The organism is Rhizobium sp. WSM4643 (genome assembly GCF_025152745.1).
GTDB lineage: Bacteria > Pseudomonadota > Alphaproteobacteria > Rhizobiales > Rhizobiaceae > Rhizobium > Rhizobium leguminosarum_I.
This window is the reverse complement of sequence record NZ_CP104040.1, coordinates 4,214,917-4,240,279: the sequence shown is the minus strand read 5'-3', so window position 1 is coordinate 4,240,279 and position 25,363 is coordinate 4,214,917. Positions and strand designations below refer to the sequence as shown.

Here is a 25,363-nt window from a genome sequence, read left to right as displayed (position 1 = left end):
GGGCGGAAGCCTTGAGCCAAATCGCATTCTGGGGGGCCGTCGAGCTCGGCCTGGTTTATTCTTTCGTCGCTCTTGGCGTCTATCTCGCCTTTCGAGTTCTCGACTTTCCCGACCTGACGGTCGATGGCTCCTTTCCGCTTGGCGCGGCGGTGACGGCCGTGCTGATCATTGCCGGTGTCAACGCCTGGCTTGCGGCTCTGATCGCCACGGCGGCGGGTGCCGCCGCGGGCATGGTGACGGCGCTGCTCAACGTGCGCTTCAAGATCCTCAATCTACTCGCTTCGATCCTGACGATGATCGCACTGTTTTCCGTCAATCTGCGCGTAATGGGCAAACCCAATGTCGCCCTTATCAATGCCGACACGATGATCAGCCCGTTCTTCGGCCACGGCCTTCGCGATTTCTACGTACGGCCGCTCTTCGTCGGTGTTCTGGTCGTCATCGCGCTCATCCTGGTCTGGCGTTTCCTGGAAAGCGATGCGGGGCTGGCAATGCGGGCGACCGGCGCCAATGCGAGGATGGCGCGGGCCCAGGGCGTCGATACCAGCCGGCAGATCTATCTCGGCATGGCGATCTCCAATGCGCTGGTGGCGCTCGGCGGCGCGCTGTTTGCTCAGACGAACGGCTTTGCCGACGTCACCTCGGGCGTCGGCACGATCGTCGTCGGTCTCGCTGCCGTCATCATCGGCGAGACGCTGCTTGGGCGGCGCGGTCTGCTGATCGCGTTGATCGGCTGCGTGCTCGGCTCGATCCTCTATCGCATCGCGATCCAGCTGGCGCTTTCGAGCGACGTCATCGGCCTGCAGGCGTCCGACCTGAATTTCGTCACGGCGGTGCTGGTGACCTTTGCGCTCATTCTTCCCCGACTTCGTCGAGGTGCCGCATCGTGATCAGTGTCAAGGACATCAAGGTCGTTTTCGGACGCGGCACGCCGCTGCAGAAGCAGGCGCTGAACGGCGTCAGCCTGACCATAGAGCAAGGCTCTTTCGTCACCGTCATCGGCTCCAACGGCGCCGGCAAATCGACGCTGCTCGGCGTGCTCGCCGGTGACGTGCTGCCGAGCGAAGGGCAGGTGCTGATCGGCAAGAACGAGGTGACGCGCAGGTCGACGGCGGCCCGAGCCGGTCTGGTCGCGCGCGTATTCCAGGATCCATTGACGGGAAGCTGCGGCGCATTGTCGATCGAGGAAAATCTTGCTTTGGCTGCCCGTCGCGGCGAGAAGCGCGGGCTTGCGCCGGCGCTCGGTGGTATCAGGCGCGACTATTTCCGCGAGCGGATTGCCGAACTCAATCTCGGGCTGGAAAACCGGCTGAAGGACCGCATGGACCTGTTGTCCGGTGGGCAGCGGCAAGCTGTTTCGCTCGTCATGGCGACGCTGGCGGGCTCGGAAGTGCTGCTGCTCGACGAACATACGGCGGCACTCGACCCGGGCATGGCGGAGTTCGTGATGAACCTCACGCAGAAGATCGTTACCGAGCGCAAGCTGACGACGATGATGGTGACACATTCCATGCGCCAGGCGCTGGATTACGGCCATCGCACGATCATGCTGCACGGCGGCGAAATCGTTCTGGACGTGGCAGGAGACAACAGAAAGAACCTGCAGGTTGAAGACCTGATCGCCATGTTCCGCAACATGCGCGGCCAGACGCTGGATGACGACGCGTTGCTGATCGGCTAACGCCGACAGCGTGCTGATCAGCTGATGCCGACAGCGTGCTGATCGGCCGATCAACGTGCCTGGGTGAGCAGGATCTTCGCAGCGAAGACCGAGAAGACGCCGGCGAAGGTGTAGTCCATGCCGCGCAGCACTTTCTTATTGTTCTGAAGCCAGGAGGCCAGCCAGTCGGCGGCAAAGACGATGCTGGCGTTGATCGGCATGCCGATCAGGATGAAGCAGAAGCCGAGAAAGAGCAGCTTTTGGGTGACGGCTGGATCGCCGGCGCTGACGAATTGCGGCAGGAAGGTCATGAAGAAGATGATGACCTTGGGGTTCAGAAGATTGACCCAGAAGCCTGACGAAATGTTCGAAAGTGGCGTGCCCTTCTGCTCCTCGACCTTGGCGACGATGAGCTTCGAGCCGAAGCGGACCGCCTGCACCGCCAGCCAGAGCAGATAGGCGGCACCGCCGGTCTTCAGGATCAGGAAGGCGGTCGGCGAGGCGGTGATCAGCGCCGAAATGCCGAAAGCGACCAGCATGGTGTGGACGACGATGCCGAGGCTGGTGCCGACGACAACGAAGAGAGCCGCCTTTTTGCCCTGGGCGAGCGCGCGGCTGATCGACAGCGTCATGTCGGGGCCGGGGGTTGCCGCGAGCAGCAGCGTGGCGGCGGCAAAGGCGAGAAGGGTCGGCAGGCTGGGCAGGAAATCCATGACACACTCTGAAAGCCGGAAAGGATCTGGGATCTCATTATCCGGCTTTCAGAAAATTACCAATCAAACCTTGTGATGGGGCCTATTACTTCTGTTCGAGGAACGCCTTGAACTTGTCGGCGTAGTCCTTGTGCCAGCGCGATAGTGGCGGGCGGTTCTCAATGATATCGCCGGCCGCCCAGGCCACCCGGCGCTCGTCGACCGGACGCGCCACGTCATTGTCGGGGCAGAGAATATAGAAATCGCCGCGCTCGAGGCTTTCGACCATGAAATCGATGGTTTGTTCCGGCGTCCAGGCAGCGGCCGGTTTTTCGGCGCGGTTGCCCTTGGTGAGGCCGGTGAACACGAAGCCCGGGATCAGAAGATGGGCGGAGATCTTTCCGCCTTCGGTGTTGCGGAGCTCGTGCTGCAATGCTTCGGTGAAGACTTTCACGCCAGCCTTGGAGATGTTGTAGGCGGGGTTGCCGGGCGGCGTGGTGATACCCTGCTTGGAGCCGGTGTTGATGATCAGGCCGGGCTCGCCGTGCGACAGCATCTTCGGGCCGAAGGTGCGCGTGCCGTTGATCACGCCCATCAGGTTGACGGCGAAGATATGGTCCCAGTTCGCCTGCGGGCTGAAGATCGAGGTTTCCGGGCCGATGCCGGCATTGTTCATCAGCACGTGCACGCGGCCGAAACGCTGGAGCACGGCGCGTTCGAGCGCTTCCAGCGAGTCTCTGCTGGCGACGTCGGTCTCGACCGCCATCACATTTTCCTCGCCGGCAATGGCCTTGAGTTCATTGGCCGCGTCGGCCAGCCGATCGCCGCCGAGATCGGCGATGGCAACGCTCATGCCGCATCCGGCGAAATATTTCGCCGCGGCAAGGCCGATGCCGGAGGCGCCGCCGGTGATGACGGCAACATTGGATTTTTTGAAAATGTCTTGAATATTCGTCACGGGACTGGCCTCTCTTCGGAGCATTTGCGGACGTTGGCGAATATGGGCTCCGCTTTCGCCCTGTCAAACGCTATCGGCACCATCACCGTCGCACTTGCCCTTGCGTCACGCGCCAATCTCGCTAAAAGTGCCGCGACACCGGGTTTTGCCGGCCTTTTATGCAACGGACCTCATCATCATGGCATCGTACAAAGACGTGAAGAAAGTCGTTCTCGCCTATTCCGGCGGCCTCGACACCTCGATCATCCTGAAGTGGCTGCAGACGGAGCTCGGCGCCGAAGTCGTCACCTTCACCGCCGATCTCGGCCAGGGCGAAGAGCTGGAGCCGGCGCGCAAGAAGGCCGAAATGCTCGGCATCAAGGAGATCTACATAGAGGATGTGCGCGAGGAATTCGTGCGCGATTTCGTCTTCCCGATGTTCCGTGCCAATGCCGTCTACGAGGGCGTCTACCTGCTTGGCACCTCGATCGCCCGTCCTCTGATTTCCAAGCATCTGATCGATATTGCCAAGAAGACCGGCGCCGATGCGATCGCCCACGGTGCGACCGGCAAGGGCAACGACCAGGTCCGTTTCGAACTCTCCGCTTATGCCCTGAACCCCGATATCAAGATCATCGCGCCGTGGCGCGACTGGTCGTTCAAGAGCCGCACCGATCTGCTGGCCTTTGCCGAGCAGCATCAGATCCCGGTTGCCAAGGACAAGATGGGCGAGGCCCCGTTTTCGGTCGACGCCAACCTTCTGCATTCCTCTTCCGAGGGCAAGGTTCTCGAGGACCCCTCCCAGGAGGCGCCTGAATATGTGCATATGCGCACCATTTCGCCTGAGGCCGCCCCCGACAAGGCAACGACCATCAAGGTCGGCTTCGAGAGGGGTGATGCGGTTTCGATCAATGGCGTGCGCATGAGCCCGGCGACGCTGCTGGCTGCGCTCAACAATTACGGCCGTGACAACGGCATCGGCCGTCTCGACCTCGTCGAGAACCGCTTTGTCGGCATGAAGTCGCGCGGCGTCTACGAGACACCCGGCGGCACGATCCTGCTTACGGCGCATCGCGCCATCGAATCGATCACGCTCGACCGGGGTGCTGCCCATCTCAAGGACGAGATCATGCCGCGCTACGCCGAGCTGATCTATTACGGCTTCTGGTTCTCGCCGGAGCGCGAAATGCTGCAGGCGCTGATCGACAAGAGCCAGGAACATGTCGAAGGCGAAGTGACGCTGAAGCTCTACAAGGGCAATGTCATGGTCATCGGCCGCGAAAGCGAAAAGTCGCTCTATTCCGACAAGCTCGTCACCTTCGAAGATGACCAGGGCGCCTACGACCAGAAGGATGCGGCCGGCTTCATCAAGCTCAACGCGCTGCGCCTGCGCACGCTCGCCAAGCGCAACCTCGTGAAGTAATCACGGTTCGCCTTCGAACCGGATATCAGCCCGCCGGCATTTTGCCGCGCGGGCTTTCTCTTGGAATGGGAGTAGGCGCCACCAGACTCTCAGAGCGTTCTGGATGGCCGGATTGTACCAACAGCGGACATCGGCTCGGCTTGGATAGACGACCGCTGGGGGCCGGGAGCGGAATGGCAGGTTTCGTCCGCAAACACATTGAAGCGGACATTCGCTTGGGGGAAGCCTTGATGTAGCTTTCGGCCCATTAGCTACCGTGAATCGTTTGTGCAGCAGTAGGACTGTTCTTAGCTGCAAGCCGCCTCTCGCATAAACTCGCGCTTAATTTCTTGAGGTTCTTACACAACGAGGTGTGCAGCACATGGCTTTGGCTTGACAAACGTGTAACATTTTTTGCTCAGACTCAGCGAGATGTGAGGGACGGCAGCAGACGTTGCTTTGGGCAAAATAGGTTCTCAAAATGGTTCTGGAAGATCATATCAGGAAGAAACGGCGGCTCATTCCACCTGTACGTGCGGCAATGGGTGATAACTATTCGCCGTTCTCATGGTCGCTTCAAATCGTCCCCGAATTATTCTGGATAACGTTACTTATTAATGAGCTCGGCCCAGTGAGGGGAGTTGAGGTCGCAAGGCAGCTGGGAAACGGTGCCGCTCAGGTCAGCAAAAAAGATCCTAAACCACTCTTTGTTTCAGTGAGTTCGTTTTCAGAGTTGTCCCAAGATGAGCAACAAGAGCTCTTAGGCGTCATTGACGAAGAAGCATTGTCAGACTTTCGGACTGTTCTAGGCAGCCTGTCCGTTATCTGGCCCGAAAACCCCTTCTCTTTCACTGAGCTTCAATCCGATGATGATCTGCAAGCAGTCATTGCTCGTCTGAACCCCACCCTTGAGGAAATGTATAACCGTCACAGCCGCGCATCAACACTGGCGATCTCGACTGCCGTATATCTTGGCTTCGACCAAGATAAGATTAAGGTAGCTAAAGAGGTTTTCGACAACAACGCGACCGCTTTCACTGACATCGAAGACTATCCAGCAACCGAAGCGTCAAAAAAAGCGGGCTCATTCTTTCGCGCCATGGCTCCCATGCTTTTGCTTGGAAAGGAAGAGGCAGCCGACATACCTGACTGGGTCGACGCTTTTTGGAGCGGGCTATCGGCGATAGGTGGGTGTTCTGGCGACTATCAAGACATTCCCGAATTCCCCGACGTCACTGAGGGAGTGGAGGGCTTCATCACTGCGTTCACCCACTTCGTGCACGATGATTTCAGGGCTCGTGAAAGTGCTTGGGAGCTTGACCTTGGCAAGCCTCAAGAAAGACAAGTTATTCTCGCTCTTTTGGCGCGGCAAGCTACACTTGCCATCGAGGTGGTTTCCAATCCTGGCATGTGGAATTCGAACACTGCGCCGATAATGCTAAGGGCGATGGCGGATGTGCATATTACGTTCGTCTGGCTAATACAGAACCCTGAGGAACGAGTGCCTTTATATGTTCAAGACGGGCTCGGGTCCATCAAGCTGGAGATAGCGCATCGCAAAGAAGAACTCGCAAAAGGTGGCTTAAATCATGAAGCTCAACAGAAACAATACATTGAGCATTTGGAGAGTTGGCTAGAGTCCCAGCAGCTCGAATTTCTTACTGAGGTTAATCTTGGAAGTTGGTCGGGAAAGAATGCCCGTGTGATGGCGCAAGAGGCTGGCTGCATAGATTTTTATAACTATGTGTTTCAGCCCTTCAGTGCAGCAGTCCACTCATATTGGTCTCACGTGGGAAGAATAAATGTCGAATACTGCCAGAACCCGGCACACAATTTCCATTTTCTTCCAGTTATTCCTTCGTTTAAGCCAGACGCGCATTGGTGTCGAATGGCTGGAAAATACTTGTCGAAGACGCTTAATTCTTTAGATGAGTTTATCGGCAAGCCAGAGTTGCCCATTAGATCGTATGATGTAATCCATGATGCGTTTGGTTGAACCTGACAGCGAGGGATAAGCCGTTACTTTTTCATAACTGCACTTAGTTGGCGTTAGTGGGAAACGCAGTGAAGATCTGCTCTCCGCCGTCCGCAACGAATGGCTACTTTTATAATTATTCGCGGACCGGCGAACGGCCGCCATGAGGCGCAAAGCAGCCGCATCCTTCAACAACGACCAGATGTCCGCTTCGGGCTCGAAAGCCGCCTCCGGTAGTGTTTGCTACCTGATCCCACTCTCCATGGCCGTGCAACCACCCTTGACGGATGGCCGCGATCGCTTAGTCTGCCGTCATCATCCTCCGGAGCATTCCCATGACGCAGTCTTTGCTCTTCGGCGCCTTTCTGGCGGCGCTCTTCTACGTGCTCATTCCGGGACCCGCCTTCCTGCAGCTGCTCGGTATCGGCGCCGGGCAGGGGCGCAAGGCCGGCGCCTTCTTCATGATGGGGCATCTGGTTGGGGATATCATCTGGTCGTCGCTGGCGCTGATCGCGATCGTCGGCGCCAAGACGATCGGAACCTTCGTCTTCGACCTGCTCGGCCTTGCCTGCGGCTTCTACCTCGCGTGGATCGGCTGGAGCGCCGTCAATGCCAAGCCGAAAGCGGAGGGGCAGGCGCTTGTTGTGGTCGAGCGGCCGTTTCGCCGCGGTCTGATTTTCGGCGTCACCAATCCGAAGGGTTATCCGGTGGCGCTCGCCACCTTCACCGCACTTGTTGCAGGCTCGGCCGGCGCGCTCGATTTCGAGGCGTTGCCGGTGCTGCTCGGCGTGTCGTTCGTCGGTTTCGTGACGGCCGACATCATCCTGATCGGCATCATCGGCGCCGGTACGGTGCGGCGCTTCTATCGCGCCCATGAGCGGCTGATCGTGCGCTGCTCCGGCGTGCTCTTCATGGGATTTGCCGCCCAGGCGCTCTGGCACGCAACGCCCGGACTGCTCGGCTGGCGCAAGGCCTGACCTAGAGCGCGTCGCGATCTTTCAGCTTCGCTCCTCACATCATACTTTTCGGCGTCATGCCGATCAGCCATCCAGGAAGCTGACGATCGAGTTCAGCGTCTGGACCTCGCCAGCATCGCCGATCGACATGGCGACCTGCAGCTGGTTCTTGTAATAATCGAGGAAATTGAAGCTGGTGCCGTCGGTGACGCTGGAGAGATCGACGATGTTGCCGAGCGGATCGATAGCATGCATTGGCAGCGGTTCGGAGATCGCGGCGTAGGTGTTCTGATCGATCAGGCCGCTGTCGAAACTCTGGCGTGCATAATTGCGCAGTTCTCCCGCGCTGACCGCGGTGAAATCCGGGCCTTCGCCAACATCGTCTTCGATCTGGAACGAGGCCGGGGCGGGAGCTCTGGTCTCGATTTCAATATCAGAGGTCTTCGAACTTTTTGCGTTATTGGGATTGTTTTTAAAAAGCAAACTCTGAGAAGACCGCACAGAAAAAATTTCCATGACGCATGTCCCCTTACAAGAAGAACATCAGGAAACTAGCGCCTGCGCGTGATTCGCGTCAATCGTTAACGATTGGTTAATTTTCACGTATCAATTGTCGTCCATCAGATTTGACAGTCCACAAGATTGGCAGGCGAGGCAAAAGGCTATCCCGGCAACATACCAATTCTGTGACGGCTCTCCTATATTGACGATCCACTTGCATGCCAAAAAGGAATTCTCCGATGTCTTCTCCACATGATTTCAATCCGGCGCTGGTGACCTGGGACGGTCTTCACGGCTTGCCGCGTTTCGATGCCCTGGATGACGGTGATTTCGCCGCTGCCTTCGAAGCCGCGATTGCCGCGCATGAAAGGGAGATCGACGAGATTGCCGGAAACGGCGATGCGCCGACATTCGACAATACGGTCATGGCGCTGGAGATTGCCGGCGACGCACTGTCGCGCGTTTCGGCGCTGTTCTGGAACAAGGCAGGCGCGCATACCAATGATGTGATCCAGGCGCTGGAGCGGGAGATCTCGCCGAAGATGTCGCGCCACTATTCGAAGATCGGGATGAATGCAGCACTTTTTGCCCGCATCGACACGTTGTGGGAGAGCCGTGAGAGCCTTGGCCTGACGCTCGAACAGACACGCGTGCTGGAACGCCACTGGAAAGGCTTCGTCAAATCGGGCGCCAAGCTTGATAAGGCCGAGCAGGAAAAACTCGCCGCGATCAATGAAAAGCTTGCCGGCCTCGGGACGCAATTCGGCCAGAACGTGCTGGCCGACGAGAAAGCCTGGGCGCTGGTGCTTTCTGATGGAGCCGAGCTCGACGGGCTGCCGGACTTCCTGCGCGACGCAATGGCTGCGGCGGCGCGCGAACGCGGCGAGGAGGGCAAATATGCAGTGACACTGTCACGCTCGATCATCGAGCCGTTCCTGACGTTTTCGGAGCGCCGCGATCTGCGCGAGCAGGCTTTCAAGGCGTGGGTGGCGCGCGGCGAAAACGATGGAGAGACGGACAATCGCGCCGTCATCAAGGAAACGCTGGCGTTGCGCCATCAGGTGGCGACGCTGCTTGGTTACGGCAATTTCGCCGAGCTGAAACTCGACAATACGATGGCGAAGACGGCGGATGCGGTGAACGGCCTGCTCAAGTCCGTCTGGGCGCGGGCGGTGAAACGCGCCGGCGAGGAGGAGATCGATATCGCGGCACTGATCGCCGAAGAGGGCCGGAACCACGAGGTGATGCCCTGGGACTGGCGCCACTATGCCGAAAAGATCCGCGCACGGAAGTTCGCTTTCTCCGAGGCCGAGCTCAAGCCTTATCTGCAGCTCGAGAAGATCATCGAAGCCTGCTTCGACGTGGCCGGCCGGCTGTTCGGCATCCGGGTCGTGGAGAAGAAGGGCGTGGCCGCCTATCACCCGGATGTCAGAGTGTTCGAAATCAGGGACCGCGAGGACAAGCTCGTCGCCCTGTTCCTCGGCGATTATTTCGCCCGCAGCTCGAAACGATCAGGCGCCTGGATGAGTTCGCTGCAATCGCAGCACAAGCTGGAGCTGAAGAACGGCCGCCACGGCGAATTGCCGATCATCTACAATGTCTGCAACTTCGCCAAGCCGGCGGAAGGCAAGCCGGCGCTGCTGTCGCTCGACGATGCGCGCACACTGTTCCACGAATTCGGCCATGCACTGCACGCCATGCTTTCTAATGTCACCTATCCCTCGGTTGCGGGCACCGGCGTTTCGCGCGATTTCGTCGAGCTGCCGTCACAGCTCTATGAGCACTGGCTGACGGTGCCCGATATTCTGAAGCGCTATGCCGTGCATGTCGAAACCGGCGAGCCAATGCCGCCGGCCCTGCTCGACAAGGTGCTTGCCGCCCGCACCTTCAATGCCGGCTTCAATACCGTCGAGTTCACCTCCTCGGCGCTTGTTGATATGGCGTTTCACACGAGAACGGCCGTCGAGGACCCGATGGCGGTTCAGGCCGAGGTGCTGGCCGAGATCGGCATGCCGAAGTCGATCGTCATGCGCCACGCGACGCCGCACTTCCAGCACATCTTCTCCGGCGGCTATTCGGCCGGCTATTACTCCTACATGTGGTCGGAGGTGCTCGACGCCGACGCCTTTGCCGCCTTCGAGGAGACGGGAGATGCCTTCAACAGCGAGATGGCGCGCAAGCTCAAGGACAATATCTATTCCGTCGGCGGTTCGGTCGATCCGGAAGACGCCTACAAGGCCTTCCGCGGCAAGCTGCCGAGCCCGGATGCGATGCTCGTCAAAAAAGGACTTTCGACCTTTGAGGAATTGACAGGCAGCGACGCCTAAGACAATTTGATGACATGCCATGATGCGGCGGGGCGACAGCCTTGCCGCAGCTTTTGCGCGTTCCCCCCTTTCGCAAACGCAAAAAAAACTGTATGGACGCCCCAAACTAATAGGCGCGTCCTCTAGAGCGTGCGCCCCAGCATCAGAGATTTCACATATGTCACTTCGCAATATCGCGATCATCGCGCACGTTGACCATGGCAAAACGACCCTGGTGGATGAGCTTCTCAAGCAGTCCGGCTCGTTCCGCGAGAATCAGCGTGTCGCTGAACGCGTGATGGACTCGAACGATCTCGAAAAGGAACGCGGCATCACCATTCTCGCCAAGGCGACCTCGGTGGAATGGAAGGGTGTCCGCATCAACATCGTCGACACCCCCGGCCACGCCGACTTCGGCGGTGAGGTCGAGCGCATTCTCTCGATGGTGGATGGCGCGATCGTTCTCGTCGACTCCTCTGAAGGCCCGATGCCGCAGACGAAGTTCGTTGTCTCGAAGGCGTTGAAGGTCGGTCTTCGTCCGATCGTCGCGATCAACAAGATCGACCGTCCGGATGGCCGCCACGAAGAAGTCATCAACGAAGTTTTCGATCTTTTCGCCAATCTCGACGCCACCGACGAGCAGCTCGACTTCCCGATCCTCTACGGTTCCGGCCGCGATGGCTGGATGAACGTCAATCCGGAAGGTCCGAAGGACCAGGGTCTTGCGCCGCTTCTCGACCTGGTGCTCAAGCATGTTCCGGAGCCGACCGTCCACGAAGGTCCGTTCACGATGATCGGTACCATCCTCGAAGCCAACCCCTTCCTCGGCCGCATCATCACCGGTCGCATCAATTCCGGTTCCATCAAGCCGAACCAGGCCGTAAAGGTGCTCCACGCCGACGGCAAGACGATCGAAACCGGCCGTATTTCCAAGATCCTCGCCTTCCGCGGCATCGAGCGCACGGCGATCGACGAAGCGCATCAGGGCGATATTGTTGCGATCGCCGGCCTTTCCAAGGGTACGGTCGCCGACACTTTCTGCGATCCCTCGGTCACCGAGCCGCTGCAGGCGCAGCCGATCGATCCGCCGACCGTCACCATGTCGTTCATCGTCAACGATAGCCCGCTGGCGGGCACCGAAGGCGACAAGGTGACCTCACGCGTCATCCGCGACCGTCTCTTCAAGGAAGCGGAAGGCAACGTCGCCCTGAAGATCGAAGAAGCCGAAGGCAAGGATTCGTTCTACGTGTCCGGCCGTGGCGAACTTCAGCTCGCCGTTCTCATCGAGACCATGCGTCGCGAAGGCTTCGAGCTTGCCGTGTCGCGTCCGCGCGTCGTGATGCACAAGGATGAAAACGGCCAGCTTCTGGAGCCTATCGAGGAGGTCGTCGTCGACGTCGACGAAGAACATTCCGGTGTCGTCGTGCAGAAGATGTCCGAGCGCAAGGCCGAAATGGTCGAGCTGCGCCCGTCGGGCGGTAACCGTCTTCGCCTGCGTTTCTACGCACCGACCCGCGGCCTGATCGGCTACCAGTCGGAGCTGCTGACGGATACGCGCGGCACGGCGATCATGAACCGCCTGTTCCACGACTACCAGCCCTACAAGGGTGTGATCGGTGGCCGCGTCAACGGCGTGCTGCTCGCCAACGCTCCCGGCGAAGCCGTCGCCTATGCGATGTTCAACCTGGAAGATCGCGGCCCGATGATCATCGAGCCGGGCGAAAAGGTCTATGCAGGCATGATCATCGGCATCCATTCGCGCGACAACGACCTTGAAGTGAACGTGCTGAAGGGCAAGCAGCTCACCAACATCCGCGCCGCCGGCAAAGACGAAGCGGTGAAGCTGACGCCGCCGATCCGGATGACGCTTGATCGCGCGCTCTCCTGGATTCAGGATGACGAGCTGATGGAAGTGACACCGAAGAATATTCGTCTGCGCAAGATGTATCTCGACGCAAACGATCGCAAGCGTTTCGAAAAGACGAAGGCGGCTCTCTGAGCGCCATTCAAAGTGCTGCAGCGTTTTGGGCTTCCGAAAAGAGGCGCGGCGCTGGAGAGAAATCCTTCAAAACCCCGGCCTTCGCGCCGGGGTTTTTTATTGTGCGCCGCGTCGATTCCGTCTTGTGACAATCGTTAAAAAAGCGTTAACTTTTGATCGTCGTCCACATATCAAGTCTGTGGGCAATCGACCGGGATGCGACATCGCATATGGTTAATTGCCTCCAGCGGGACCAGAGTAAACGTTATGAAGACGTTGTCGATCGATGTCCGGCGGGCCGAGCCGCAAGATGCCCGAGCCATATCGGAAACACACAGGCTTGCCTGGCAACACACCTATGCGGGCATCATTCCGCATCGCGCGCTGACGCAGATGATCGAGCGGCGCGGCGAAAGCTGGTGGCGCAAGGCAACGCGCGGACCGGCGACGCTGCTGGTTCTCGATGTTGCCGGCACGGTTGCCGGCTACGCGACGCTCGGCCTCAACCGTGCCCGCGCTCTGCCGCAAGAAGGTGAAATTTACGAGCTTTATCTGCGGCCCGAGTATCAGGGCATCGGCCTTGGCAGGATGCTGTTCGGCGAGGCGCGCCGGCTCTTGAAGTCGCTCGGCTGCAACGGGCTTGTCGTCTGGTGCCTCGAGGAAAACGAGACCGCCAGCCACTTTTATCGCCATCATGGCGGCGTCGATTTCTGCGAAGGCATGGAAAGCTTCGACCACAGGCAATTGAAGAAGATCGGCTTCATCTGGAGCTGAACGGCCATTCAAAGTGCCACAGCGTCCTTGGCGCGTCTGAAAAGACGGGCGGCGCTGGAGTCGACGCTCCACTAATCTCCTATTGGAAACTTTTGATGTGAATGTGCGCCGCTGCAGTCGAGCATTGGCGCTGTGCGATGTTGCGTTGCCACATGAAACTGATTATCTGGCTGCCGGCACATTCAACCTTGCGGGAGTTTCTTATGCGCATCGACGCTATTGCAATCGGTCATAATCCACCTGAGGACGTCAACGTTATCGTCGAGGTTCCGGTCGGCGGTCATCCCATCAAGTATGAGATGGACAAGGAAGCCGGCACGCTGGTGGTCGATCGTTTCCTCTATACGCCGATGACCTATCCCGGCAATTATGGTTTCGTGCCGCACACGCTGTCGGAAGACGGCGACCCGATCGACGTGCTGATCGCCAGCACCCGCCCGCTGGTTCCCGGCTGCGTCATCAACGTGCGCCCGATCGGCGTCCTGAAAATGGAAGACAATTCCGGCAAGGACGAGAAGATCATTGCCGTGCCGTCGCCGAAGCTGACGCTGCGCTATGAGAAGGTGAAGGACTTCACCGATCTTCCCGAGATCACGCTGAAGCAGATCGAGCACTTCTTCCAGCACTACAAGGATCTGGAGCCCGGCAAGTGGGTGAAGATCTTCGGCTGGGGCGACTCTAGGGAAGCAGGCGAACTCATCCTCGAAGCTGTCGAGCGCGCCAAGAAGACGAAAGGCTGATCGCTCAGCCTAAAAACATCTCGAGCTTTTTTAGCAAATCCTCCGGATCGCCGTCGATCCGGAGGATTTTTTTGCGCGCGGTCTCACCCGAGACGAGGCTGACGCTGGATTTGGGAATGCGCAGGGATTTTGCGATCAACAGGATGAGCGCCTTGTTGGCCTTGCCTTTCTCGGGCACTGATGTGACGCGTGCCTTCAGGAAAGCTTCGCCCTCGCCGTCGACCTCAATGCCGTCGACAGCGTCGCGCCCGCCATTCGGGGTCAGCCGGACGGCGAGGCGCAGATGGTCATCGAAAAGGCTCCAGGGATGGCTCAAGCGACCAGCGGGTACAGCGTGGTCCAAAGCAGGGTGCGCAGGAAGAAGATGATCAGCAGCAGGATGATTGGCGAAATATCGATGCCGCCAAGATTCGGCAGCCGGCGGCGGATCGGCTTCAGCACCGGTTCGGTGACATTATAGAGGAATGTGCCGACCGAATTGACGAACTGATTGCTGGAATTGATAACATTGAAGGCATAGAGCCAGGAAAAAATGGCACTGGCAATCAGGATCCAGGTGTAAATATTCAAAGCCAAATCAATGGTTTGAAACAGCGCAAACATCGTCGTCTCCAATTCGTTGTTGACAGACATGTAGACATTGGCGACTAAACGGGCAAGTGCCGTGTGGAAACGCACGGTAAATCTTGTATAACGGGCGGCTTTGCAGCTATTTCGGCGCCCGTCTCCTCGGAAAACATCCATGTCGTTTTCGCCCACCGGAGATCGTTTTGCCGCGTTCCGGCATTCGTCCTACACGCGTTTCTTCTTCGCGCGCTTCCTGCTTTCCTTCTCGCAGCAGATCGTCAGCGTCGCGGTCGGCTGGCAGATGTACGACCAGACGGGCAGCGCGATCTATCTCGGTTTGATCGGTCTCGTGCAGTTCCTGCCGTCGCTGCTGCTCATCCTCGTCACCGGTTCGGTGGCCGACCGGTACAATCGCCGGGCGATCGCGGCTCTCTGCTCGCTGGTAAGCGCGCTCTGCACGCTGGCGCTGCTGGTTATGACTGTCATGGGGACCTTCACGCCCTTGCCTGTTTTCGCAGTGCTTTTGATCTTCGGCGTTGAGCGCGCCTTCATGTCGCCGGCAGTGCAGTCGCTGGCGCCCAATCTCGTGCCGGAGCAGGCACTCTCCAATGCGATCGCCTGGAATTCGTCGTCCTGGCAGCTTGCGGCGATCACCGGGCCGGTGCTCGGCGGTCTGCTCTATGGCGTCAGTGCGTCAACCGCCTATACGGTGGCGGTGATCTTTTCCGTGCTCGGTGCCGCCCTTCTCTACATGATCCCGAAACCGGAGCAGAAGACAACGGGCGAGACCAAGAGCTGGGCGATGATCCTCGGCGGCTTCAGTTTCATCCGCGCCGAAAAGGTGGTGCTCGGGGCGATCTCGCTCGATCTCTTCGCCGTGCTGCTCGGCGGGGCGACGGCGCTGATGCCGATCTTTGCGCGCGATATCCTCACCCTCGGGCCCTGGGGGCTCGGGCTGCTGCGCGCCGCACCGGGACTTGGCGCCATCGTCATGGCGATCTTCCTTGCCGCCTATCCGCTCAAACATCGTGCCGGCATCTACATGTTCATCGGCGTCGCCTTGTTCGGCGTCGGAACGATTATCTTCGGCGTCTCTACCAATACCGAGGTCTCGATCGCGGCATTGGCGCTGATGGGGGCGGCTGACATGGTGTCAGTCTATGTGCGCGAGAGCCTGATTGCGCTCTGGACGCCGGACCAGCTGCGCGGCCGTGTCAATGCGGTCAACATGGTCTTCGTCGGCGCTTCGAACGAGCTCGGGGAATTCCGGGCGGGCACGATGGCGGCGATCTTCGGCGCGGTGCCGGCGGTCGTCATCGGCGGGATCGGAACGCTTGTCGTGGCGGCGATCTGGGCATCGAGTTTCCCCAAACTGCGTGGGATCGATACGCTGGACGCGCCCACTGTATCGTCGGAATCGATTTAGAAACTGGTTATGCGCGAAGAGCGATAGAGGACGCCGCCTTCGCGGTTTTTCCCTCGAAGACGATGTCGAGGAATTCGGTGAGCCAGGCTCTCAGCGGCGCATCGAACAGCATGCGGCCTTCGAGATGTTCGCGGCCCTGCTGGGCGTTCGGCAGGATGAAGCGATGGGCGCCATGCACGACCCAGCGATGCATCATCACCCGGGTCAGTTCGGCATGGAACTGCAGGCCCCAGGCGTTGCCGTCGTAGCGGAAGGCCTGGTTCGGATAGGCATCGCCTTCGGCGAGCAGATCGGCGCCGCGCGGCAGCTCGAAGCCCTCGCGATGGAAATGATAGACCATCTTCGGCCAGTGCATCAGCAGCCGGCCCCTCTCGGTCGGGTGCAGCGGATACCAGCCGATCTCGGTCGAGCCATCGGCATTCGACTGTACCTTGCCGCCGAGATGATGCACCAACATCTGCGCGCCGAGGCAGATGCCGAGGTAGGGGCGTTTTTCCCGGAGCGGGATGTCGATCCAGTCGATCTCCTTCTTGACGAAGTCATCGGGATCGTTGGCGCTCATCGGCCCGCCGAAGACGACGGCGCCGGCATGGTCTTCAAGTGTTGTCGGAAGCGGCTCGCCGAGAACCGGGCGACGGATATCGAGGCGGTAGCCCTTTTCGACGAGCAATTGGCCGACACGGCCGGGGCTCGACCGTTCCTGATGCAGGACGATGAGGATTGGGCGCCCGTCGCGGTTCGGGTTTTGCTCAGTCGGCATCATCTTGCGCAACCTGGACATCCGTCACCCTGGCGGCGGCCTCCTGCCGCTTCTGGATGCGCTCGCGCGAGGAGACGCCGAGCAGATCGGCGATACGCCAGATCACATGGTCTTCCATCTCGCTGCGTTCGCCATCGGCGTAGACGATGTCCCAGAGGACGCCGATCAGCTCGAGGCGTTGCTCGGTATTGAGATGGCGTTTCAGGTCGGCGGTGAAGCGATAATAGTCGACGGCGGAGCTTTCGGCCTCGAGGCCGGCTGCTATCAGAGCATCGAGCTGCTTGCCGTCTAGCGCATACTGCTCCTTCAGGAGCTTGCGCAGCCGCTTCTTCTCGCTGGTTTTGATCTGACCGTCGGCCTCCATGACCTGCATGCAGAGCGCTGCCACTGCGATGCGCGGATCATCGGGGGCAAAACCTTTCTTCGGGTGGTCGGCGGTGAGATTCTGGAAGAATGCCTGAAAGCGTTCGAACATGCGGTTTTCGTTCCATTTCAGAAAAGGCGGAGCCGTGTCTTGGGTTCCGGTTCCACCCTGGGATCGCGAACGCCGGGATCATCCGGCAATCCGCCAAAGAAAGGTTTTGTCTCGCTCGGCGCGGGCGGTTTATCGCCCGCGGTCGGTTCGGCTGGTTTCGGTTTGGCCGCCGTCGGTGCCGGCGTGGGGCGCACAGCCTCGGCAATCGTCGCGGCGCGTTCCAGCTCGATGATGCGATGGTCGTTGACGGGACTTTCCGGCCTGACGTCACGCAGCGGCGGCAATGTCTTCAAAGCCGTTTCGATCGAGGCCGGCGCCGAACCGTCTTCGAGCGGACCCTCGATCTGGCCGAAGGGCGCCTTCCATTCGAAGGCGTCGAGGCGGCCGGTCACGGGCGATACCGGCAGCCACTTGTCGGAGACGAAGCCGTCTGCCACCCAAGCCGGATCGCGCGGCGCCTTGAGCGCCTGGGCCAGCCAGTGGCGCACGCGGCCCTGGTCGCCGGTCTCGGCTTCTTCGATGTCGGCCAAAAGCAGGTAGGCGGCTTCACGCGGCTGCATGCGGGCCGCTGCCTCCGCCTTGGCGCGGGCCTTGGCGAATTCCTGCGCGTCGAGGGCTGCCTGGGCGACGACGAGAAGGGATTCGACATTGTTGGGGCGCTGCCCTTCCAGCCGCTCGGCACGCTTCAGCCGGTCGAGCGTGGAATCGCCGCTGCGGGCCCTGACATAGGCTTGGCCGATCTCGGGATGAGGTGCCGATTTCCATGCCTGTTCGAGGATCGAGGCGGCCTTGCGCACGCCGCCTTCGCGAAACAGCGCCTTTGCGGCAATGAGGGCCGCAGGAATGAAATCGGCGGCAAGCTTCAGCGCCTGCAGGGCGTCGTCGCGGGCACCGGTCGGGTTGCTCTCCAGCTTCTCGCCGGCGCGCGCCGTCAGGAGGACGGCGTGCAGACGGTTGGCTTCGGCCTTTTCGACGACGCGGGCAGCCTTCTGCTGCTCGAGCAGGCGGATCGCATCGTCCCAACGGCCGGCCTGGCTGCGATATTCGAGCGTCGCCTGTGCGGCCCAGGGAAGATAGGGCGCGTTGTCCGCAGCCTTTTCGGCATATTGGCGGGCGGCCTCGTTGGCCCCGAGACGGCGGGCTTCCAGATAGAGACCGCGCAGACCGAGCTCGCGCGTCTCGGGATCGTTGGCCATGGCCTCGAACTTGGCGCGCGCTTCGTCATGGCGACCTTCGATGAGGGCGGCCTGAGCCTCGAGCAGGTTGATCAACGGCTCCTGATCGGCGCGAATGAGGCCGCGCGAGCGGGCCGCCATCTTGCGGGCAAGCAGCGCATTGCCGGCGCCCGCGGCGATCAGGCCGGTCGACAGTGCCTGATAACCGCGGTCCCGCTTGCGGGCGCGGAAATAACGCGTCACCGAGTGCGGCGAGGTCCAGACGAGACGGACGAACCACCAGGCGATCATCACGGCAGCAATGAGAGCGATGATCGCGCTGGCGGCGACGATCAGCTTCGTCTGGTAGATCTGGCCCTCCCAGATCAGCGAGAGGTCGCCGGGACGATCGGCGAGCCAGGCGAAGCCAAGGGCGAGAAGCAATACGAAGAGGGCGAAGACGACAAGGCGGATCAGCATGGTCTTATCCTTCCTTGCCGGTGCCGGAAACCGCTTTCGACAGCGCCCCGCCAACCAGTTCCTCGACGCGGATGCGCGCTTCGAGCGATTGCTTGAAGGCGGCGGACGCCTGCTTGCCGGAAGCGGGCAGGCTGTTCCATTCGGCGGAGGCGCCTGGCAGGTCGCCGCTCTTCACCTTCTCCTCCATGCGGGCGGCAATGGCTTCGACGCTTTCGCCCTCGATGTTGCCGACGGGGCGGACGCTCACCAGCGACTTGGCGCTCGACATCAGCCGATCCGACCAGCTCTGGTTCGGGTCCGGCTGGTTGACGGCTTCAACGATCGCGGTGGCGACATCGGGAACCTCGCGCACCAGCTCGGTGCGTGAGGGAATGCCGGTCTCGGCAAAGGTTCTAAGGTCGGCGACGGCTGGATCGTCGGGTGCGACGCCGGCGAAGGTGTCGAGTTCGGCCAGGAACGGGCCACCGCGATCGATCGCCGCCTTCAGGGCGGCAGCCGCGATCGCCCGGGCAACGGCGACATCCTCTCGCGGCTCGTTCAGCTTCTTTTCGGCCTCTTCCAGGCGCTTGGTGATATCGGCGCCGTTCGTCGTCTGCTGCTCGGATGACTGGGCAAGTGTCGAGCGTAGCTGGTCGACCTGACCGGTCAGTTCCGCAATCTTCCGGTTGAGTGCCTCGACATTGGCAGCATCGGCCGGCGCACCGGCTGCGGGGGCCTTGGCAGTCGCTTCCAGCGCAGCAACGCGTTTCGCAAGCTCGCCGTTATCCGCGCTCGCCGGATTGGCGGCAAGATTGGCGACGGTCTGTTTCAGGCCGTCGATCTGGCCGGCAAGATCGGCCGTCTCCGGCGATGTCGTCTGTGGCGCAGACGAGCCAGGGAGGTAACCGGCATACTGGATGGCGCCGGCGCCAAGCAGCGCCACGAGGCCGCCAACGATGCCGGCGGCAATGAGGCCGGAGGTGCCGACGCTCTTCGGCGCAGGCTGTTCGGGAGGAGGGGTGAAGGAAGGTTCTGGAGCTGCCGGTTCCTCCTCCGGCGCATCCATCACAGGCTTCTCGTCATCTTCGGCATGCGACGCAGTCTCGGTTTCGGGCGGCAGGCCCTCATCCGCGGCGGCGGTGCCGTCGGCCTCGCCAGCATCATCGTCCACCGGTTTTTCGGTATCGGCTGCAGAGGCGAATTCCTGTGAATCGAGGTCGATCGTGACCGGCTCGTCGGCGCTCTTCGAATGGCGTGGCGGGTTTCCCGATACCATGAGGTCCTCTTTATCCTGCATTGCAACGAAACTAGACAGTGATGCCAGTTAAGGGAAGAGGTTAGATCAAATTTGGGTGGTTAGAGCCTCAAAGCAGCGACAAAAGGCTTTTCTCATCCGTCATCGGTGAAATCGTTACGGCTTTTTTCAGAGCCGCCGGTATGGCTTGCGCCACCGCTTCGCTGAGACAGAGAAGGCGGATTCCACTGTGTTTCGGCATGGCTGATCGTAGTTCCGGCACGCGAAAGAAATCCTCTGCCGTCTGGCGGGAATAGAAGAGGATGGCGTCCGGGTAACCGCTAGCGAAGATAGCGCCGATCTCGGTGGGATCGGGGACGGCCGGTTGCATACGGTAGCATTCAGTGACGGAAAAATGGATGCCGAGTTCGCGCAATCTTCCTTCAAAAGTCTCGGCGCGCGGGGTGCCAGCGAGGTAGAGCAGCGTGCCCGAATTCTCCGCCACGATGAGATCGGCGAGATCGCGGCCGTTGCCCTGGGATGAAGCGACGGATCGGAAGCCGAGGCTGCGTGCCTCTTCCGCCGTCGTTTTGCCGACCGCAAAAAGCGGGCGGGCGAGATGCGGACGAAGTTTTTCGCCGAGTGCGGAGAGGACCCTGATGGCTTCGGCGCTCGTCACCGCGATTGCGCCCCTGGTGGCTGCAAGCGCGGCTGCGGCAGCAGCGCTGTCGTGCAGCGGCTGACGCAGCGGCAGCAGCAAGGGCTCGTGGCCCAAATCGCGTAATCGTTGTGCGGTTCTAGTCGCCGAGTGCGCGGGGCGGGTGACGAGCACACGCATGGCCGCGTCAGTGCCAGTCGTCGAAAAAGGCGCTGCCGGCCCTTGCGCGCACGTCCTGGCCGGCGCGGGTGCCGAGCGCTGCCGCATCGCGGCGGTGGCCGTCCGTCGTCACCGCATGCTGGCTGCGGCCGTCGGGAGTGATGATGAGGCCGGAGAACCGGATCAGGTCGCCTTCGCAGACGGCATAACCGCCGATCGGCGTGCGGCAGGAGCCGTCGAGTGCGGCGAGGAAGGCGCGTTCGCAGGAGACGGTGTCGAAGGTCGTGGCATCGTTGACCGGCGCCAGCAGATCGTCGATCCTGGAATCGCCGATGCGGCTTTCGATGCAGATCGCTCCCTGCGCCGGCGCTGGCGGGAAGGTGTCGGGATCGAGGATATCGGTCAGCACATCGACCTTGCCGAGGCGTTTCAGGCCGGCAAGCGCCAGCAGGGTCGCATCGACCTCGCCCTCCTCGAGCTTGCGCAGGCGCGTTTCGACGAGGCCGCGGAAGGTGACGACGTTGATATCCGGCCGCATGCGACGGATCAGCGCCTGCCGGCGGAGCGAGGAAGAGCCGACGGTTGCGCCATGCGGCAGGTCGATCAGTTTGCGCGCGGTGCGGCCGATGACGGCGTCGCGGATATCTTCACGCGGCAGGTAGGCGGAGAGATAAAGCCCTTCGGGCAGCTTCGTCGCCATGTCCTTGGTGGAATGCACGGCGAAATCGAGGTCGCCGGCGGCAAGCTTCTGTTCAAGCTCTTCGGTGAACAGGCCCTTGCCGCCGATCTCGGCCAGCGACCGGTCGGTGATGCGGTCGCCCTTGGTCGAGAGAACGACGATCTCGAACATGTCCTCGGGCAGATGATGCGCCGCCATCAGCCTGTCGCGGGCCTCATGCGCCTGGGCAAGCGCCAGCGGGCTGCCGCGCGTGCCGATCCGGAAAGGTTTTGTTTGCATCGGCTCTATTCCGTTGTTACCGGAGTTCTCGTAAACGGGTTTCCATCCCATCGCAATCAACGAACAGGCCTTATGGTTCCCTTTCTGCGCATCCTTGGCATCGAAACGAGCTGCGACGAGACCGCCGCGGCGGTCGTCGAGCGCGATGCGGAGGGGCATTCCAACGTGCTGTCGGATGTCGTGCTTTCCCAACTCGACGAGCATAGCGCCTATGGCGGCGTGGTGCCTGAGATCGCCGCCCGCGCCCATGTCGAGGCACTGGACGAGCTGATCGAGGAGGCGCTGAAGCGCGCCAATGTGTCGCTCAACGATGTCGACGCCATCGCCGCCACGTCGGGGCCGGGGCTGATCGGCGGGCTGCTGGTGGGGTTGATGACCGGCAAGGCGATCGCCAGAGCCGCCGGCAAGCCGCTCTATGCGATCAACCATCTCGAAGGCCATGCGCTGACGGCGCGGCTGACGGACGGGCTTTCCTTTCCCTATCTGATGCTGCTCGTCTCCGGCGGTCATACCCAGCTGATCCTGGTGCGTGGCGTCGGGCAGTACGAGCGCTGGGGCACGACGATCGACGATGCGCTGGGCGAAGCCTTCGACAAGACGGCAAAGCTGCTCGGCCTGCCCTATCCCGGCGGCCCGGCGGTGGAGCGGATGGCGCGGGACGGCAATCCCGGTCGCTTCGACTTTCCGCGGCCGCTGGTCGGCGAGGCACGGCTCGATTTTTCCTTCTCCGGCCTGAAGACGGCGGTGCGGCAGGCGGCGCAGGATATCGCGCCGCTCAGCGATCAGGATGTGGCTGACATTTGCGCCTCGTTCCAGAAGGCGGTTTCGCGGACGCTGAAAGACCGCATCGGCCGTGGCCTGCAGCGGTTCAAGACCGAATTTCCTGCGACATTCCCAGCGCCTGGCCCAGCGACTGGCGAAAAGCCGGCGCTGGTCGTTGCCGGCGGTGTCGCCGCCAATCTCGAACTGCGCGGCACGCTGCAGGCGCTGTGCGACAAGAACGGTTTCCGCTTCATTGCGCCGCCGCTGCACCTCTGCACCGACAATGCCGTGATGATCGCCTGGGCGGGACTGGAGCGGATGGCGACCGGCGCCGCGCCGGATACGCTCGACGTCCAGCCGCGCTCGCGCTGGCCGCTCGATTCCAATGCGGAAACGCTGATCGGTTTCGGAAAACGAGGGGCCAAGGCATGAGCGAAAACATCGCCGTCGTCGGATCGGGGGCTTTCGGCACGGCGCTTGCGGCCGTCATCGCCCTTGCCGGCCGCAGCGCCGTGACACTCGTCGGGCGCGATCCGTCACTGATTGCCGATCTGAAGGCCGAACGGCTGCATGATGCGGCGCTGCCCGGCATTCTCCTGCCCGATACGCTGGAATTTTCCGCCGAGGCGGATGCAATCACTGGTGCCTCCATCGTGCTTTTTGCGATGCCGTCGCAGGCGCAGGCCGATGCGGCACGGCAATACGGACCTTATCTTTCCAAGGATGCCGTGATTGTTACCTGCGCCAAGGGCATCGAGCGGGCGACGGGCAATCTTTTGACCGACATGCTGGAACGGGAACTGCCGGATCATTCCGTCGCGGTGCTCTCCGGTCCCGGTTTTGCCGCCGATATCGCGAAAGGCTTGCCGACGGCGATGGCGATTGCGGCAGCCGACATGGAGACCGCGGAGCGCCTCGCTCAGGCCATATCGGGCAGGACCTTCCGGCTCTACGCTTCCAACGACCGGATCGGCGTGCAGCTTGGCGGCGCGCTGAAGAATGTGCTGGCGATCGCCTGCGGCATTGTCGAAGGCCGCGGCATCGGCGATTCCGCCCGTGCGGCGCTGATTGCGCGCGGGCTTGCGGAAATGTCGCGTTTCGTCGTCGCCAAGGGCGGGCAGGCGGATACGGTGCGCGGGCTTTCCGGCCTCGGCGATCTGGTGCTGACGGCGACGAGCCATCAATCGCGAAACCTGCGCTTCGGCATCGCACTCGGGCGCGGCGAAAAGACCGATCCGCTGCATGGCGCGCTGGTGGAAGGCGCGTTTGCTGCCTCCGTTGCCTCGCGGCTTGCGGCGGAATTGAAGGTCAGCATGCCGATCACCGATGCCGTTTCCGCCATCATCGACGGCAGGCTCGATATATCAGAGGCGATAGAGCAACTGATGACGCGTCCGATCACCACCGAATAGGAGACAGACATGCTTTTCGCCCTTCTCTGCAAGGACAAACCGGGACATCTGAACGTGCGCATGGATACGCGCCCGACGCATATCGAACATCTGAACAAGCTGAATGCCGAGGGCACGCTGAAGATCGCCGGCCCGTTTCTCGATGACGACGGCAAGCCCTGCGGCAGCCTGATCGTCGTCGAAGCGGAATCGAAAGAGGCGGCGCGTGCGCTTGCCGATGCCGACCCTTACGCCAAAGCCGGACTATTCGAAAGCGTCGACGTCAAGGCCTACAACTGGGTCTTCAACAAACCGGAGGCGTGACATGGCGCACTGGCTCTATAAATCCGAACCCGCCTCCTGGTCCTGGGAGCAGCAGAAGGCTGCCGGCGAAAAAGGCACGGAATGGACCGGCGTCCGCAACTATCTGGCGCGCAACAATATGCGGGCGATGCAGATCGGCGACAAAGGGTTCTTCTATCATTCCAATGACGGGCTGGAGATCGTCGGCATCGTCGAAGTCTGCGCCCTGTCGCATCCCGATTCTTCCGCCAAGGGCGATCCGAAGTGGGATTGCGTCGATATCCGCGCCGTCATGGACGTGCCGAAGCCGGTGACGTTGAAGGACGTCAAGGCGAGCGAGAAGCTCGCCAAGATGGCGCTCGTCACCTCGATGCGGCTTTCGGTGCAGCCGGTCACCGAGGAAGAATATCTCGAAGTCTGCCGGATGGGCGGGCTGGACAATCCGCCGCGTTGAAGACCGATCCGCAAGCTTTCATCCGCGCCAATACCAGCCTGACGCCGCCGCCGCATGTGCCGGAGATTTCGCTCTATCTGGCGAGCGAGGCGCATGAGCTCTGGTTGAAGACGGAGGAAGAGCTGGAAGCGATCGGCCTGCCGCCGCCGTTCTGGGCTTTTGCCTGGGCGGGCGGCCAGGCACTGGCACGCTACGTTCTCGATCATCCCGAGACCGTGCGCGGCAAGCGGGTGCTGGATTTCGCCAGCGGTTCCGGCCTTGTCGGCATCGCGGCTGTGATGGCCGGTGCCCGGGAGGTCATGGCTAGCGATATCGATCCCTGGGCGGAGGCGGCAGTCCGGTTGAATGCCGAGGCCAATCGCGTCTCGCTCGGATTTACTGGCGCCGATCTGATCGGGCGGGCTGTCGATGCGGATATCGTACTTGCCGGCGACGTCTTCTACGATCGCGCTTTCGCCGATGCGCTCGTTCCCTGGTTCGCCAAGCTGGCAGCCGACGGCGATCGGGTGCTGGTCGGAGACCCCGGACGCAGTTACCTGCCGCGGGATCGGTTGGAATTCTGCGCGGTTTATGAGGTGCCGGTAACTCGGGCGCTGGAGGACAGCGAAATCAAGAAGACGACAGTGTGGCGGTTCACTCCCTAAGTCCGATCGACATTCAGGATTCGATCATTCGCGATCGC

General features: G+C 61.1%; 26 protein-coding genes. 15 read left to right on the top strand and 11 right to left on the bottom strand.

The features are described from left to right. Positions 1-11: 11 nt before the first annotated feature. Together N1937_RS20925 and N1937_RS20920 are read left to right on the top strand one after the other, a co-directional pair. Entirely contained in the window at positions 12-890 is an 879-nt protein-coding gene (locus N1937_RS20925; protein ID WP_260056886.1) for an ABC transporter permease, read from the top strand. Further along, complete coding sequence (locus tag N1937_RS20920) at positions 887-1,681, top strand: ABC transporter ATP-binding protein (RefSeq protein ID WP_260056885.1); 795 nt, start codon at positions 887-889, stop codon at positions 1,679-1,681. The genes N1937_RS20925 and N1937_RS20920 overlap by 4 nt, the downstream gene beginning before the upstream one ends. Before the next feature lie 50 nt (positions 1,682-1,731). Here the strand turns inward: N1937_RS20920 and N1937_RS20915 are convergent, their stop codons facing one another. Beyond that, positions 1,732-2,373, bottom strand: coding sequence for a LysE family translocator (locus N1937_RS20915; RefSeq protein WP_170257147.1), 642 nt, complete (start codon positions 2,371-2,373; stop codon positions 1,732-1,734). 85 nt (positions 2,374-2,458) lie between these two features. After that, on the bottom strand, positions 2,459-3,310 hold the full coding sequence (locus N1937_RS20910; RefSeq protein ID WP_260056884.1) for an SDR family NAD(P)-dependent oxidoreductase: 852 nt from the start codon (positions 3,308-3,310) through the stop codon (positions 2,459-2,461). A 178-nt stretch (positions 3,311-3,488) separates the two neighbouring features. On the opposite strand from N1937_RS20910, the gene N1937_RS20905 reads away from it, so the two are divergent. The 3 genes from N1937_RS20905 to N1937_RS20895 all read left to right on the top strand — a co-directional run bounded on the left by N1937_RS20905 (position 3,489) and on the right by N1937_RS20895 (position 7,643). After that, positions 3,489-4,712, top strand: a complete 1,224-nt coding sequence (locus tag N1937_RS20905; protein ID WP_260056883.1) for an argininosuccinate synthase — start codon at positions 3,489-3,491, stop codon at positions 4,710-4,712. A gap of 460 nt (positions 4,713-5,172) precedes the next feature. Next, positions 5,173-6,687: a DUF5677 domain-containing protein gene (locus tag N1937_RS20900; RefSeq protein WP_260056882.1), complete on the top strand. Its 1,515-nt coding sequence runs from the start codon at positions 5,173-5,175 to the stop codon at positions 6,685-6,687. A gap of 314 nt (positions 6,688-7,001) precedes the next feature. Beyond that, the gene (locus N1937_RS20895; protein WP_018482734.1) at positions 7,002-7,643 is read left to right on the top strand and encodes a LysE family translocator; all 642 of its coding nucleotides are present in this window, start codon (positions 7,002-7,004) and stop codon (positions 7,641-7,643) included. Between the two features lie 63 nt (positions 7,644-7,706). Here N1937_RS20895 and N1937_RS20890 read toward each other — a convergent pair whose 3' ends face one another. After that, positions 7,707-8,138, bottom strand: coding sequence for a hypothetical protein (locus N1937_RS20890; protein WP_260056881.1), 432 nt, complete (start codon positions 8,136-8,138; stop codon positions 7,707-7,709). A gap of 224 nt (positions 8,139-8,362) precedes the next feature. On the opposite strand from N1937_RS20890, the gene N1937_RS20885 reads away from it, so the two are divergent. The 4 genes from N1937_RS20885 to ppa all read left to right on the top strand — a co-directional run bounded on the left by N1937_RS20885 (position 8,363) and on the right by ppa (position 13,921). Then, on the top strand, positions 8,363-10,450 hold the full coding sequence (locus tag N1937_RS20885) for a M3 family metallopeptidase (RefSeq protein ID WP_260056880.1): 2,088 nt from the start codon (positions 8,363-8,365) through the stop codon (positions 10,448-10,450). A gap of 157 nt (positions 10,451-10,607) precedes the next feature. Beyond that, on the top strand, positions 10,608-12,428 hold the full coding sequence (gene typA / locus N1937_RS20880) for a translational GTPase TypA (protein ID WP_017966219.1): 1,821 nt from the start codon (positions 10,608-10,610) through the stop codon (positions 12,426-12,428). A gap of 246 nt (positions 12,429-12,674) precedes the next feature. Beyond that, the gene (locus N1937_RS20875) at positions 12,675-13,181 is read left to right on the top strand and encodes a GNAT family N-acetyltransferase (RefSeq protein ID WP_017966220.1); all 507 of its coding nucleotides are present in this window, start codon (positions 12,675-12,677) and stop codon (positions 13,179-13,181) included. Between the two features lie 203 nt (positions 13,182-13,384). Then, positions 13,385-13,921 carry an inorganic diphosphatase gene (gene ppa, locus N1937_RS20870; protein ID WP_026154361.1) on the top strand — a complete coding sequence of 179 codons (537 nt, stop codon included), beginning with the start codon at positions 13,385-13,387 and terminating at the stop codon, positions 13,919-13,921. A 4-nt stretch (positions 13,922-13,925) separates the two neighbouring features. On the opposite strand, the gene N1937_RS20865 is transcribed toward ppa, so the two are convergent. Together N1937_RS20865 and N1937_RS20860 are read right to left on the bottom strand one after the other, a co-directional pair. Then, a complete protein-coding gene (locus N1937_RS20865) occupies positions 13,926-14,237 on the bottom strand; it encodes a DUF167 domain-containing protein (protein ID WP_260056879.1) in 312 nt (103 codons plus the stop codon). After that, positions 14,234-14,524, bottom strand: coding sequence for a YggT family protein (locus N1937_RS20860; protein ID WP_025396317.1), 291 nt, complete (start codon positions 14,522-14,524; stop codon positions 14,234-14,236). The genes N1937_RS20865 and N1937_RS20860 overlap by 4 nt, the downstream gene beginning before the upstream one ends. 139 nt (positions 14,525-14,663) lie before the next feature. Between N1937_RS20860 and N1937_RS20855 the strand changes: the two genes are divergently transcribed. Then, positions 14,664-15,914 (top strand): MFS transporter, encoded by a 1,251-nt coding sequence (locus tag N1937_RS20855; RefSeq protein ID WP_162116882.1) that lies wholly within the window; start codon positions 14,664-14,666, stop codon positions 15,912-15,914. A gap of 7 nt (positions 15,915-15,921) precedes the next feature. Here N1937_RS20855 and N1937_RS20850 read toward each other — a convergent pair whose 3' ends face one another. From N1937_RS20850 to hemC, 6 genes are all read right to left on the bottom strand, one after another. Next, positions 15,922-16,695 (bottom strand): glutamine amidotransferase, encoded by a 774-nt coding sequence (locus tag N1937_RS20850; RefSeq protein ID WP_170257135.1) that lies wholly within the window; start codon positions 16,693-16,695, stop codon positions 15,922-15,924. Further along, positions 16,664-17,149, bottom strand: coding sequence for a TerB family tellurite resistance protein (locus N1937_RS20845; RefSeq protein ID WP_017966226.1), 486 nt, complete (start codon positions 17,147-17,149; stop codon positions 16,664-16,666). Before N1937_RS20845 ends, N1937_RS20850 begins: the two co-directional genes overlap by 32 nt. 17 nt (positions 17,150-17,166) lie before the next feature. Beyond that, a complete protein-coding gene (locus N1937_RS20840; RefSeq protein WP_222292869.1) occupies positions 17,167-18,783 on the bottom strand; it encodes a heme biosynthesis protein HemY in 1,617 nt (538 codons plus the stop codon). Positions 18,784-18,787: 4 nt separating this feature from the next. Further along, positions 18,788-20,059, bottom strand: a complete 1,272-nt coding sequence (locus N1937_RS20835; protein WP_222292876.1) for a COG4223 family protein — start codon at positions 20,057-20,059, stop codon at positions 18,788-18,790. 67 nt (positions 20,060-20,126) lie between these two features. Further along, positions 20,127-20,834, bottom strand: a complete 708-nt coding sequence (locus tag N1937_RS20830) for a uroporphyrinogen-III synthase (RefSeq protein WP_260056878.1) — start codon at positions 20,832-20,834, stop codon at positions 20,127-20,129. Positions 20,835-20,841: 7 nt separating this feature from the next. Beyond that, positions 20,842-21,771, bottom strand: a complete 930-nt coding sequence (gene hemC / locus N1937_RS20825) for a hydroxymethylbilane synthase (RefSeq protein WP_222292881.1) — start codon at positions 21,769-21,771, stop codon at positions 20,842-20,844. A 72-nt stretch (positions 21,772-21,843) separates the two neighbouring features. Here hemC and tsaD point away from each other — a divergent pair, with 72 nt between their 5' ends. Genes tsaD through N1937_RS20800 form a run of 5 tightly spaced genes read left to right on the top strand, consistent with a single transcriptional unit; the run spans position 21,844 to position 25,325 of the window. Continuing rightward, positions 21,844-22,965: a tRNA (adenosine(37)-N6)-threonylcarbamoyltransferase complex transferase subunit TsaD gene (tsaD, locus tag N1937_RS20820; protein ID WP_222292885.1), complete on the top strand. Its 1,122-nt coding sequence runs from the start codon at positions 21,844-21,846 to the stop codon at positions 22,963-22,965. Then, complete coding sequence (locus N1937_RS20815) at positions 22,962-23,945, top strand: NAD(P)H-dependent glycerol-3-phosphate dehydrogenase (RefSeq protein ID WP_222292888.1); 984 nt, start codon at positions 22,962-22,964, stop codon at positions 23,943-23,945. The genes tsaD and N1937_RS20815 overlap by 4 nt, the downstream gene beginning before the upstream one ends. A 9-nt stretch (positions 23,946-23,954) precedes the next feature. Then, entirely contained in the window at positions 23,955-24,248 is a 294-nt protein-coding gene (locus N1937_RS20810; protein ID WP_170278702.1) for a YciI-like protein, read from the top strand. A 1-nt stretch (position 24,249) separates the two neighbouring features. Beyond that, on the top strand, positions 24,250-24,681 hold the full coding sequence (locus N1937_RS20805) for an EVE domain-containing protein (protein WP_003543603.1): 432 nt from the start codon (positions 24,250-24,252) through the stop codon (positions 24,679-24,681). Further along, entirely contained in the window at positions 24,678-25,325 is a 648-nt protein-coding gene (locus N1937_RS20800; RefSeq protein WP_222292890.1) for a class I SAM-dependent methyltransferase, read from the top strand. Before N1937_RS20805 ends, N1937_RS20800 begins: the two co-directional genes overlap by 4 nt. Positions 25,326-25,363 lie beyond the last annotated feature (38 nt).

Excerpts from the sequence above, each read along its gene's own strand:
- N1937_RS20915 (WP_170257147.1), bottom strand. The coding sequence starts at position 2,373 with ATGGATTTCCTGCCCAGCCTGCCGACCCTTCTCGCCTTTGCCGCCGCC.
- N1937_RS20905 (WP_260056883.1), top strand. The coding sequence starts at position 3,489 with ATGGCATCGTACAAAGACGTGAAGAAAGTCGTTCTCGCCTATTCCGGC.
- N1937_RS20900 (WP_260056882.1), top strand. The coding sequence starts at position 5,173 with ATGGTTCTGGAAGATCATATCAGGAAGAAACGGCGGCTCATTCCACCT.
- N1937_RS20895 (WP_018482734.1), top strand. The coding sequence starts at position 7,002 with ATGACGCAGTCTTTGCTCTTCGGCGCCTTTCTGGCGGCGCTCTTCTAC.
- N1937_RS20890 (WP_260056881.1), bottom strand. The coding sequence starts at position 8,138 with ATGGAAATTTTTTCTGTGCGGTCTTCTCAGAGTTTGCTTTTTAAAAAC.
- N1937_RS20885 (WP_260056880.1), top strand. The coding sequence starts at position 8,363 with ATGTCTTCTCCACATGATTTCAATCCGGCGCTGGTGACCTGGGACGGT.
- typA (WP_017966219.1), top strand. The coding sequence starts at position 10,608 with ATGTCACTTCGCAATATCGCGATCATCGCGCACGTTGACCATGGCAAA.
- N1937_RS20875 (WP_017966220.1), top strand. The coding sequence starts at position 12,675 with ATGAAGACGTTGTCGATCGATGTCCGGCGGGCCGAGCCGCAAGATGCC.
- ppa (WP_026154361.1), top strand. The coding sequence starts at position 13,385 with ATGCGCATCGACGCTATTGCAATCGGTCATAATCCACCTGAGGACGTC.
- N1937_RS20860 (WP_025396317.1), bottom strand. The coding sequence starts at position 14,524 with ATGTTTGCGCTGTTTCAAACCATTGATTTGGCTTTGAATATTTACACC.
- N1937_RS20855 (WP_162116882.1), top strand. The coding sequence starts at position 14,664 with ATGTCGTTTTCGCCCACCGGAGATCGTTTTGCCGCGTTCCGGCATTCG.
- N1937_RS20850 (WP_170257135.1), bottom strand. The coding sequence starts at position 16,695 with ATGTCCAGGTTGCGCAAGATGATGCCGACTGAGCAAAACCCGAACCGC.
- N1937_RS20845 (WP_017966226.1), bottom strand. The coding sequence starts at position 17,149 with ATGTTCGAACGCTTTCAGGCATTCTTCCAGAATCTCACCGCCGACCAC.
- N1937_RS20840 (WP_222292869.1), bottom strand. The coding sequence starts at position 18,783 with ATGCTGATCCGCCTTGTCGTCTTCGCCCTCTTCGTATTGCTTCTCGCC.
- N1937_RS20835 (WP_222292876.1), bottom strand. The coding sequence starts at position 20,059 with ATGCAGGATAAAGAGGACCTCATGGTATCGGGAAACCCGCCACGCCAT.
- N1937_RS20830 (WP_260056878.1), bottom strand. The coding sequence starts at position 20,834 with ATGCGTGTGCTCGTCACCCGCCCCGCGCACTCGGCGACTAGAACCGCA.
- hemC (WP_222292881.1), bottom strand. The coding sequence starts at position 21,771 with ATGCAAACAAAACCTTTCCGGATCGGCACGCGCGGCAGCCCGCTGGCG.
- tsaD (WP_222292885.1), top strand. The coding sequence starts at position 21,844 with ATGGTTCCCTTTCTGCGCATCCTTGGCATCGAAACGAGCTGCGACGAG.
- N1937_RS20815 (WP_222292888.1), top strand. The coding sequence starts at position 22,962 with ATGAGCGAAAACATCGCCGTCGTCGGATCGGGGGCTTTCGGCACGGCG.
- N1937_RS20810 (WP_170278702.1), top strand. The coding sequence starts at position 23,955 with ATGCTTTTCGCCCTTCTCTGCAAGGACAAACCGGGACATCTGAACGTG.
- N1937_RS20805 (WP_003543603.1), top strand. The coding sequence starts at position 24,250 with ATGGCGCACTGGCTCTATAAATCCGAACCCGCCTCCTGGTCCTGGGAG.